Source organism: Ruegeria sp. CDSC021 (genome assembly GCF_059610845.1).
This window is the reverse complement of sequence record NZ_JBXWOK010000012.1, coordinates 105,019-115,694: the sequence shown is the minus strand read 5'-3', so window position 1 is coordinate 115,694 and position 10,676 is coordinate 105,019. Positions and strand designations below refer to the sequence as shown.

The 10,676-nt window shown below is 55.9% G+C and carries 10 protein-coding genes; 1 reads left to right on the top strand and 9 read right to left on the bottom strand.

Features of this window, described 5'->3' with window-relative positions; genetic code table 11:
* Positions 1–79: 79 nt before the first annotated feature.
* The 8 genes from AC2FGB_RS16920 to AC2FGB_RS16885 form a co-directional block, all read right to left on the bottom strand.
* Positions 80–1,330, bottom strand: a complete 1,251-nt coding sequence (locus tag AC2FGB_RS16920; RefSeq protein WP_271951636.1) for a glycerate kinase type-2 family protein — start codon at positions 1,328–1,330, stop codon at positions 80–82.
* Between the two features lie 17 nt (positions 1,331–1,347).
* A complete protein-coding gene (locus tag AC2FGB_RS16915; RefSeq protein WP_496690238.1) occupies positions 1,348–1,773 on the bottom strand; it encodes a GNAT family N-acetyltransferase in 426 nt (141 codons plus the stop codon).
* Positions 1,761–2,447 carry a D-lyxose/D-mannose family sugar isomerase gene (locus tag AC2FGB_RS16910; RefSeq protein WP_496694342.1) on the bottom strand — a complete coding sequence of 229 codons (687 nt, stop codon included), beginning with the start codon at positions 2,445–2,447 and terminating at the stop codon, positions 1,761–1,763. Before AC2FGB_RS16910 ends, AC2FGB_RS16915 begins: the two co-directional genes overlap by 13 nt.
* Positions 2,444–3,721 carry an MGH1-like glycoside hydrolase domain-containing protein gene (locus AC2FGB_RS16905; RefSeq protein WP_142640341.1) on the bottom strand — a complete coding sequence of 426 codons (1,278 nt, stop codon included), beginning with the start codon at positions 3,719–3,721 and terminating at the stop codon, positions 2,444–2,446. Before AC2FGB_RS16905 ends, AC2FGB_RS16910 begins: the two co-directional genes overlap by 4 nt.
* Positions 3,722–3,733: 12 nt before the next feature.
* A complete protein-coding gene (locus AC2FGB_RS16900) occupies positions 3,734–4,774 on the bottom strand; it encodes an ABC transporter ATP-binding protein (RefSeq protein WP_142640342.1) in 1,041 nt (346 codons plus the stop codon).
* Between the two features lie 23 nt (positions 4,775–4,797).
* Positions 4,798–5,634, bottom strand: a complete 837-nt coding sequence (locus tag AC2FGB_RS16895) for a carbohydrate ABC transporter permease (RefSeq protein WP_221929508.1) — start codon at positions 5,632–5,634, stop codon at positions 4,798–4,800.
* Positions 5,631–6,476 carry a carbohydrate ABC transporter permease gene (locus AC2FGB_RS16890; RefSeq protein ID WP_142640343.1) on the bottom strand — a complete coding sequence of 282 codons (846 nt, stop codon included), beginning with the start codon at positions 6,474–6,476 and terminating at the stop codon, positions 5,631–5,633. The genes AC2FGB_RS16895 and AC2FGB_RS16890 overlap by 4 nt, the downstream gene beginning before the upstream one ends.
* A 77-nt stretch (positions 6,477–6,553) precedes the next feature.
* On the bottom strand, positions 6,554–7,822 hold the full coding sequence (locus AC2FGB_RS16885) for an ABC transporter substrate-binding protein (RefSeq protein ID WP_496690237.1): 1,269 nt from the start codon (positions 7,820–7,822) through the stop codon (positions 6,554–6,556).
* Positions 7,823–8,033: 211 nt separating this feature from the next.
* On the opposite strand from AC2FGB_RS16885, the gene AC2FGB_RS16880 reads away from it, so the two are divergent.
* Positions 8,034–9,044, top strand: a complete 1,011-nt coding sequence (locus AC2FGB_RS16880) for a LacI family DNA-binding transcriptional regulator (RefSeq protein WP_142640345.1) — start codon at positions 8,034–8,036, stop codon at positions 9,042–9,044.
* Between the two features lie 614 nt (positions 9,045–9,658).
* Here the strand turns inward: AC2FGB_RS16880 and AC2FGB_RS16875 are convergent.
* Positions 9,659–10,672: an alpha/beta fold hydrolase gene (locus tag AC2FGB_RS16875; protein ID WP_496690236.1), complete on the bottom strand. Its 1,014-nt coding sequence runs from the start codon at positions 10,670–10,672 to the stop codon at positions 9,659–9,661.
* Positions 10,673–10,676: the final 4 nt, after the last annotated feature.

Genomic DNA, 10,676 nt, shown 5'->3' with positions numbered 1-10,676 from the left:
CCCCTGAAACTCACGGGTATGAATCACGCAGGCGGGATGACGGCAACCAAATTAATAGGTCCAGAACCTAGGGATTGAATCACTTGGGAAGGATCAAAATCGCTCTAAAGTCGTTAACGTTTGTGAGGGTTGGTCCTGGAACGATTTGACCTCCGATTGCACCGAAGAAACTATGGGCATCATTGCGGTCCAGCACTTCTCGGGCTGAGACGCCTTTGCCGGACGCTTGTGCTAGCGTATCGGGCCCTGCATAAGCACCGGCCACTTCTGCCGCACCGTCTACGCCATCTGTGTCGCAAGCCAGTATGTGGATGCCCGCCGCCCCGTTCAGAGCCAATGCCGCGGCCAGCGTGAACTCGGCATTGGGACCTCCAATGCCGTTTCCCCGCCTTGTAACGGTGCATTCACCACCGGATAGCAGCAAGGTCGGGCGCTTGATTGTTGACTGCAACAAAAGGGCCTCCGCCGCTTGATGCGCTGCCAGTACTCTTGCTTCTCCTTCCAATGCATCTCCTAGAAGATGCACCTTGCAGCCTTGGGCCTCAGCCTCCGCGGCAGCAGCCTCAAGGGATTGCACCGGGGCAGCGATCACGCGCGTTTCTGCGCGCAAAAAGATGGGATCATCCGGAGGGATGACGCTGGAATTAGACAGCATCGCTTCTGATACAGTAATTCCGTAGTGCTTCAGGATATCGATTGCATCCTTTGCACTGCTTTTTTCACCCACAGTTGGGCCCGAGGCGATCAGCGCCGGATCATCACCCGGCACATCGGAAATCAGCAAGCTAAGCATCTGTGCTGGTGCACAGGCCGCCGCCAGTTGTCCACCTTTGACGCGACTCAGGTGTTTTCGGACGATGTTCATGTCTCCGATCGGTGCGCCAGAGGCCAAGAGCGCTTGGTTGAGCGCAATCTTGTCGGCGAGGGTGACGCCCGCTGCCGCGGCACAAAGCAACGCTGACCCCCCACCCGAGATTAAGGCGATTACCGTATCCTCCGAAGTCGTATCCTGAACCATCTCCAACATCCGGATCGTTGCAGCTTCACCAGCGGCATCCGGCACTGGGTGCGCCGCCTCGACAATCTCGATACCATTACACGGTCGAGCAAACCCATAACGGGTAATGACGAGCCCTTCACAAGGGCCATAGTAGGCCTCAACGGCTTCGGCCATGCGGGCACTGGCCTTGCCTGCTCCTATCACCAGCAGCCGCCCCTTTGGACGCTTTGGCAAGTGTGGGGGCACCACGAGCATGGGGTCGGCCACAGCAACGGCGGTGGAAAAGAGGTGTTCCAGAAAGCTTCGAGGGTTGTTGGCGGGGTCAATCATAGGTTTCCTATTCCGGATCAGGCGATGGGCCGTTGTAAGAACCAACGGCTGTGTTCTGACGGCCCACGATTCGGTCCGTTTTCTAGCTTGCCAAACTGTACAAACCCCCAACGCAGATAGATCTCGCGCGCCTTGGGATCAGAGGTGTCGAGCCAAACGTTGTGACAACCCCTCGCTACGGCCAAAGTAGAAGCGCGCTCGAACAACGCGCGTGCTAACCCCTGACGCCGGAAAGGCTGGGCCACCCACAAGACTTTGAGCAACAACCAACCATAAGAAGTTGTGCCCAGAAGCCCGCCCTTCAGCGTGCCATCCGTTTGGCAGACCAAATGAATTGTGCTGTTAACACCTTGCGGTTGTTGGCAACGCAGCTCGTCCAACAAATTGCGTTCCAACGCGAACACCAGTTGGTCATCACAAATTTCATCAATCAGCCAAGCCATTTGGAATAGTCGCTGACCAAAAGATGCGTCGGAGCAACATCCTCCTCAAACTCGGCAAAACGGCCGATGGGTTCACGAAAGATGTTGTCGGTCTCGTCGTCATTTATGGTTGAGACCTCACCAATCAACACGTCCCCTCCTTCGCCCCAGAACGCGTGCCAATCACCCGGACGAAGCGTGACGCTTTCACCAGGTGCCAGGCGCAGCTTCTCGCCCGGTTGGTAACGATGTCGGATGCCGTCCAGCCAGACCACACCGCCGCGATCCTCTGCAAAACCACCCGCCTCGTCTGAGCCAAAAAGCTCAACAATCAGAGTTGCGCCACCGCGATTGATGATATCCTCAGCTTTCAGAACATGCGTGTGCATTGGCGACAGCTGGTCCCGCCTCGAAATCAACAGTTTCTCGGCGTAACACATGCCGCCACCCTTGGCTAAATCACTCTGCAACCCGTTGCGCAGGGTGAATAGGAACAGGCCCATCCTGTCATAATCACCGTCACCGTAATCAGTGATGTCCCAACCGCAACGTGCGTCAATCACATGACGCGCATCACTTTTGCGAGCCTTGAATTCCTCTGGACTCCAATAGGCGAAGGGCGGCAAAGCAAAGCCATGAGAGCAAATGAACTCATCTGCTTGGGCCATGATCTCATTGATGCGCGAACGCTTCATGCTGGCACTTTTTGGTTTTTGAGGATTTCGATCACCATGGCAGCGGTCCAGGTAAAATCTCCACCACCACAGGGCTCGCCGCTGTTTGGGTCATAGTATTCTGCAAAGCCACTTTTCTCGATGAGGCGCAAACTGTCAGCCAGGATACGCTGCGCCATGGCCCCCTGCTCTGACCGACCTAGGCCTTCGGCAATCAAATAATTCACGATTAACCATGTCGGTCCGCGCCAATAGCGCAGGCTGTCAAAAGCGCCATCTATTGGGTCGTGACTGGGCACCAGATAGCCGCATCGCTCAGCCAACAAAGCGATCCGCCGTGCGAGCGCATCAGCTCGCGCATGAGGGACATCGGCAATTGCCGCGAGCAACCCACCAATCGAAGGTGTGTCTTGCAGATGACCAGCAGCGCGGTTGTAACACGTGTATTGCCCAAGCGTCGGGTTCCATAGGCTTTCCAGTGCCGCACGACCCTTCGTGGCCATCGCGCGGGCCTCAGAGGCCATCGAGGGATCGCCTAAGAACTCGGCCAAATCCGCAACATCGTCGCAAGACCGTATCAGGATGCCGTTAAAGCCTGGATCAACGAGGCAAAATGGCGAGGCATCGTGGAGCTTCGCATTATCCCATCCAAGCCCTCGGAAGTACTCGACCAGCCAGATATAGCACTTGTATTGCTCGTCCGACGGGCGGTGATCTGGGTTGGCGTGGGTCGTATCCCGTCGCGTAAATGGCGCGATACCCTCGATCGGCACGGCGTCCAGCCCTTCATCCCAATCCACAGAGTTGTCTCGGCCAGACTCCCACGGGTGAATGATTGCGACCAGTCCCGTGCTTTTGGGATCGCGGTCGCGGTAGAACCATTTGTGCCAAGCATGGACCTTGGGCAGGAGCTTGGCCAGACGCTCGCGCGCGACTGCTTTGTCTTCAGTCCGATCATAAAGCTTGCGCAACGCAAAACCCGCAACCGCTGGCTGGGTGATTCCAGTCGTGGGCACATCTCGCCTTGTTTGCCAGACGTTAGGACCTGGGAAATATCCATCATCTGGTTCGTGGAAAATGATATGTGGCACCATACCATCGTCCCACTGATGGGCCATAAGAGTCTCGACCTCGACCCAAGCCCGATCCATGTCGAAATGCGAAAAGCCAAGCGCGGACAAAGCACTGTCCCAGTTCCATTGGAAAGGATAGAGGCCATGGGTAGGAACGGTGTAGGTGCCCCTATCATTTCCTTCCATGACGCCTCGGGCCTGATCGATCAGAGCTTGGCTCATCCTGTTTCTCCCTTAAGCGACGGCCAGAGTGGTTTCGGAGTCAAACCAACGCCCCCGTCCCTCTTGCGGTGCCAGCGTAAGTACGTCACCAGGTTTCACGCTGAGCTCACTGTCCAGAACTGCGCGGAACTGGTGTCCGTCCACGTCACAAGTCACAAGTAAATGTGCGCCCAAAGGCTCAACAACCTTGGCTCGCGCTCCAAACCCCTGATCTGCAATGCGCAAATCTTCCGGGCGAATGGCCCATTTCAGATCCTTGCCATTTGCAGGACCGTCAAGGTTCTGCCCGGCAACTGTCCAGCGACCAGAGCCCGCAGCTTCAGCGGGGAGGAAATTCATAGGCGGATTGCCGATGAAACTGGCCACAAACTCGGCCGCTGGATCCCGATACACCTCGATGGGCGAGGCTGCCTGCACAATCTTGCCCTGATGCATGACGCTGATCCGGTCAGCCATGGACATGGCTTCGACCTGATCGTGGGTCACATATATGGCAGTGGTCTTGCTTTCTGCCAGAACACCCTTCAGCTCAGCACGCATTTCCATCCGCAACAGCGCGTCGAGGTTCGACAGCGGTTCGTCCATCAGGATCACGTCCGGCTCCATTGCCAAGGCACGGGCAACTGCAACCCTCTGGCGCTGACCGCCCGACAACTCGCCCGAATAGCGCTTTAGGAGTTGCTCGATATGCATCAAACCTGCGGTGCGTTCGACCCGGCGCTTGACCTCATCATCCGGCAGTTTTTGCATCCGCAGCCCAAAGCCAATGTTCTCGAACACAGTTAGGTGCGGAAACACCGCATAGTTTTGGAATACCATCGAGATGCCGCGATCTTTGGGCGACAGGTGATCCACCCGGCGGCCACCGATCCAGACTTCGCCGGTTGTCGCTGTCTCAAGTCCGGCGATGATACGCAAAAGCGTAGATTTACCACAGCCCGAAGCCCCCAGAAGGACCATGAACTCCTGGTCTGCGATGGTAAGGTTGATGTCATGCAGAGCTTGGTAAGACCCAAAGTTCTTGGCGACGTTTTTGATCTGTATTTCAGCCATAACAGTTTCCTTTCAGCCACCGCTCAGCGGTTGGCGATGCCCCACATGGCAAAGAGATATTTGCGCACAGCGAAGATGAAAATCAGCGCAGGCACCACGAGGATGAAGCCGCCTGCAAATTTCAGGTGCAACGGGGCCTCGCCCAGTGTCTGCAACAGGAATGCGGGCAACGTGCGGTTTTCGATGGTCAGCACGGCGGCTGCAAACACTTCGTTCCACGAGATTACAAAGGCGAAAATCGCCGAGGCCGTGATCCCCGGAAGTACCAAGGGCAAGATCACCTTGGTAAAGGCAGTCAGCCGTGTGCAGCCCAATGTCCAAGCCGCCTCTTCCAGCTCAAGCGGTATGCCTGAAAAAAGCGAAAAGGTGATGAGCACCGCGAAGGGGATCGCCAACGTTGTGTGAACCAGCGCCAGACCAAAAGCCGTATCATCCAAGCCCGTACGGATGAAGAGAACTGCCAAGGGCAGTGCCAGAAGCGGCAAGGGAAAGGCCCGTGTCAGCAAGATCAGCAACCGGAACAGCTCTTTCCCACGGAAGTCGAACCGCGATAGGGCGTAGCCCGCGGGGGCTCCGATGGCGATGGACATCACCATCGTCATCAAAGCCACCACAACCGAGTTCCACAGCGCCCTCAGCATCCCCTGGAACCCCATGAAGAATTCCAGGGATCCCATATTGAACTCCGGGATGAAGCTCTTGGGGAAACTGTTCACCGTATCCGGTGAGGACATTGTGTTCACGAACAGCAGGTAGAGCGGTATAATCACCCAGGCACACAGCAAGATCACCCCTGCTCGGTAAAGCCCCCTTCCCGCCTTGCGGGTGTCAGGGGCTACGACGTCTGCTACAGCCATCATATCGTGGCTCCTTTCGGGACGCGCAGAGCGCGCATGATGATCAGAGTGAAGACGATAGAGATAATCAGAACGATGATCGCCAGCGCTGCTGCTGCCCCACTATTTTGCAGGTCAAACTGATAGGCGTAGATCTCGCCCATAAGCACCGGGAAGATCGTGCCCCCAAGAGCTGCAACCACGGCGAAGACCTCGAAGGCCAGGATGACGCGCAGGACCAGGGCCGTTTGCAGCGACGGGCGCAATAGCGGCAGGGTGATACGCGTGAACTGTTTCCAGCGCGAGGCGCCAAACACATCCGCAGCTTCGTAGTATTCCTTGGGGATCAGGCCGATGCCCGCCACAAGGATCACCAGCATGATCGCAGTTGCGCGCCAAATCTCAGCAAGCATAATCGCCAGGAACACTACCCACGGTGTTTGATAACTCAGCAAACTTACAGGTTGGTCAGTGACACCAAGCCCGACCATCATCGAGTTCAGGAAACCCGACTGCTCGAAGATCGCCAGCCAGATGATACCGGCGGCAAGATCAGAAATACCCAGCGGAATGGTCCAAATATACAGAACCAGATCACGGCCCTTTTCCATTTTCGTGACCATCGTGGCCATCAGAAGTGACAGCGCCAGCTGGATCGGTACCACGGCCGCGGCCAGAAGAAAGGTGTTCTTCATCGAGATCGGGAACTTCCAGTAGCTCACGACCTCGCGAAAGTTATCCAGTGAAAAGCCGTTCCCTGTTCCAAAAGCCTGCTGCGCAACCAGCGCAAACGGATAGAGGAAAAACAGGCAAAGAAATAGCGTCACCGGGAGGATCAGAAAATAGGGCAAAAGCCGCGCTTCCATCGGACCACTCCTTTAAATTGGGATTTTGCTGGGGGAGCCGGGCCACAGCTTCGGCGGCCCGGCAGTCAGGGAAGGTCTTATTCGACCGGGCAAGCACCTTCCGATGGTGCATCTGGTGCCCAGCAAGGCGCGCCAGTTTCAGTCATGATCTTTTCCAGCTGTTTCTTTTGATCTTCCAGAACCCGCTCGATGGGCTGACCAGCCAGAACAATGCGCTCGAACGCATCTACGTAAACACGATTGAAATCCCCACCCATGCTACCCAGACCTGCAGGCAGCAGGCCAGGATTAGCATCTGGTGAGCCGCTCATCGTGGCAACCGCTTCGCCGGCAGCTTTGACCGAAGGCGGCAGATCGTCTGGCAGTTCGACTTCAACCACAGGGAAGAAGTTTGTGGCCTTCAGGGTCGCAATCTGTGTTTCGGGCTGCATCAAATAGGTCACCAACGCTTTGGCACCTTCTGCATCTGGCGCGGTGCGTGGGATGGCAACACCTGCCAGAACAGGCATGAAGCCACGGCCGGTCGGACCAGCAGGCGCCGGGAAGGCAACAAAATCGTCAGGACGCTCATTAAACGCCTGTGCAAGGCGCGAGGTGTGGTCGAAGACGATCCAGGCATCGCCGTTCAACAGCTGTTCCTGCATGAACGAGAAGTTGGTCGATGCAGGGTTTGTATGGCTCCACAGCTCTTTGAACTTCTCCCATGCTGTCACAGCCTCGGGCGATGCAAATGTCCGCACGACACCATCAGTGTAGGACGGGTAGAGGTAGCCTTGGAAGAAGCGGTGTTTTAGACCTTTGGGTCCTGCAGGAAAGCCGAATTTCTTCTGGCCAGTTGCTTCTTCTACATTCGCCGCCCATGCGATCAACTGGTCATAGGTCAGCGCATTGATGTCCGCACCTTCAGGCAGGTATTGCAGCGCTTCCTTATTGGCGGCCATGATGTAGCTCGCTTGCATCCAAGGCATGTAGTGCAGGCCGTCAGTTCCCAGCTTGGCCAGATCATTGAAAGTGTCTGAGGCCGACATGACGCCAAGATCACTGAGATCCATTAGGTCATCAGGGTTCATCGCCGAGAAGTTGCCGTGCAAAGAACCCAGCAAGTCAATGCTACCCGAGCCCGCTTGTAGTTCAGCTTGCAAACGCGTCAGCCAAGGGCCGTCTTCGTTCGGCTGGTAATCCACTCCACCATCGAAGCCACCAAGAACCTCGGTCCGCATCGCCTGCGCTTCTTCGGCTGGCCGGGCCTGGGTCGACCAGAACAGAGTTTCAGCTTGCACGGTGACAGCGCCAACAAGCATGGCCACACCGGACACGGCTCCCGCCAGCTTCGAATGAATAGACATGTTTTCCTCCCTATGTCTGAGGTTGTCCAAAACCAGGCAACCTCCCTCCCTCGCCGACAACCTTGGATCAGTCCGAGGGAGAATGCAGTTACTATGATATATCGTTGTATCATGAGTCAAGCCTCTTGCGCCCAAGCGTTCGTCATAAACTGCTTGCCATTTGCAAAACCGCTTGCGACTTTAGGCAAACGTTATACCAAGACTGTGACCCATGACGAAAAAACCCACCTTATCCAGCGTTGCCAAAGAAGCGGGTGTGTCGGTTCCAACCGTCAGCCAGGTTATGCGTGACACTGGTCGAATTTCAGAGAAGACCCGCCAGAAAGTCCTGAGCGCAGCCAAGCGTCTGCGCTACGTCCCAAATCAAGCGGCGGCCGCAATGCGATCGGGCGACAATCGCGAAATCGGTTTCATCATTAACAAATTGGCCAATCCGTTTAACGCAGAGGTTGTCAGCGGCGCTGTCGACTTGCTCGAAACCGAAGGTTTCATGGTGTCGGTCCTCGATGCACAAGGAGACCTTCAGCGTCAGGACCGCCTCCTGGAAGCCTGCATCAGATTTGGTCGCCGTGGTTTGATTTGGGTGCCGGCGCTCGACACGAACGAGGACGCTATGGAGCTTCTGGAAACCCACGGTGTTCCCGCTGTTACTTTCATGCGCAAGGTATCACAGTCCCTTGATCACGTTGGTGTTCTAAACACAGAGGCTCTTGCTCAAGCCACACAGCATTTGATTGATTTGGGACACAGGTACATCGCCTATTTTGGCGGCACCGAGCAAACGTCGGTGCGCGAGGAGCGCATCGCCGGTTACCTTAGCGTTTGTGAAAAACTGGATGGCGTGCGCCCAATAATCTGGCCATGTGAGGAGACCAAGCGCGCCGGATTTGACGCTGTCGCAGCGCTCCGTCACAAACACCCCGAGGTGACAGGCATTGTTTGTAACGGAGATGTTGTAGCGCTTGGTGCCTGCTTCGGCTTGATCCAGTCAGGTTTGAAACCCGGACATGATTTTTCGGTAGTAGGCTTCGATGACATCGAGGATGCTGCCGTCTCGACGCCCGGCCTGACAACCATGGCGATCGACCCGAAAATGTTAGGCAAGCGATTGGCCGAGATCCTTCTGGACCGAATGCGAACACCCGAACTTCCAGTCCGTCATTTCGAGTATTCTGCGGTCCTGAAAGTGCGGGGAACATCCGGAGAAGCCCCAGAAATATAGAGACACGGCCTGAATTCCTACCGAAATCACTAGGCTCCAGACTCATTGATTTACAGCCAGTAGCTGCGATGGCGCTCTTGATGGGCACGATTACCCTGGCTCGTCTGACGGAATCCGAAGAAGAGGCAGACCGAGTGCTGGAAGCAGGGCGCACAGCCATAGGTTTGCTTCAGGATTATTGGCCGAAAGAAAGATCCTAACTGTGGCAGAGTATCCCGAGAATTTGACGGCTATGTTGTGGTTTGCCGTCACCCGCTGTTCGACAATGCTGCAAGGTGCACGAACGGCAGCAATGCGCGGGCTGCGCTGCAGCGTCGAGTGGTGAGGCAAACGGCTGGTTTGGGCCGTACAGGACAGGGTTTATCTTGGCTAGGCGAGTCATTCTGCGCCGCATCCGACGGTAGCAGTGAGTCCAATGTTTCGAATTCCGCGACTGGCATCGACGTCTGTTATGCGCAGTAATGCGGACTTGGCAACATCGAACGAATTACCCAGAGCGTAACTATAGCTAATCCACTGCGGTTGCAGTTCTGTTGCCGAATTGCTGCCCTTCACTTGAAGGAATGTACCAGTCGCTAATGAATGAGTACAATCTCTCATTTATTTACAAGGTCTTATTCTTCTAAGAGCTCGCGGATATTAACGTCCAACTGTGCCGCAAAGCCTTTGTCGTTACCAGGATTGGCGGCGCAATGACCCCATGGCGAGTCGTAAGGACGGAAGATGGCGTTAGGCATGTGGTGGGCCTCAATTTCATTGTCTTCAGGAGGGAAATAGAGGTCCTGAGTGCAGGGCATCAGGATGGCACGCGCCTTGATGGCACCCAGCGCCAGTTTGTAATCCCCATTGTAAAGTGGCCCGGCAGAGATGTCGCCAGCCTGCCAGGTGGCAAGCTTGGCCAGTAGATTGTTGGCATCCCAGCTCTGTACATGGTCCTGTTCCCAATCTTGCATCAGCTCTTCAATGGATTGGAATCCAAGCTGCTCATAAAGCCTCTCACGGTAAAAGGTCTGAGAGAAAGCCCAGCCTGCGTAAACCCGACCGAAGGCTTTGAGCCCGGCCTCGGGCGGGCTGTCATAATTGCCGCCGTTCCAATTCTGGTCCGCGCAAAGGGCGGCCTTGACCCCTTCGAGGAAGACAAAATTATGCGTTGAGGTTTTGGCCGAGGCGCAGAAAGGCAAGATCGCTTGTACCATATCCGGGTATTGCGCCGCCCATTGATAGGATTGACAGCCCGCCATTGACCAGCCGGCGACCAGCGCGATCTTTTCGATGCCGAGGTGATCTTGGATCAACCGATGCTGCGCCGCGATATTATCCCACATCTGCACCAACGGAAATCGCGGGCCGTCTTGAGGGGAGGGCGTATTCGAGGGCGAAGACGAACGGCCATTGCCGAACAAATTTGGACTGACGATGAAGTGGCGGCTTGGGTCAATAGCGCGACCGGGGCCGAAGAACCCTTCGTTCCGAGTATTTGTCCCCGTGTAGAAGGTCGGTAGGACGATGACATTGTCGCGGGTGGCCGACAACGTGCCGTAAGTTTGATAGGCAAGTTTGGCGTCGTGCAAAACCTGACCCGATAGAAGCGGGAAGTCTCCAAGGTCGAATGTCCTAAACTCATCCACGACC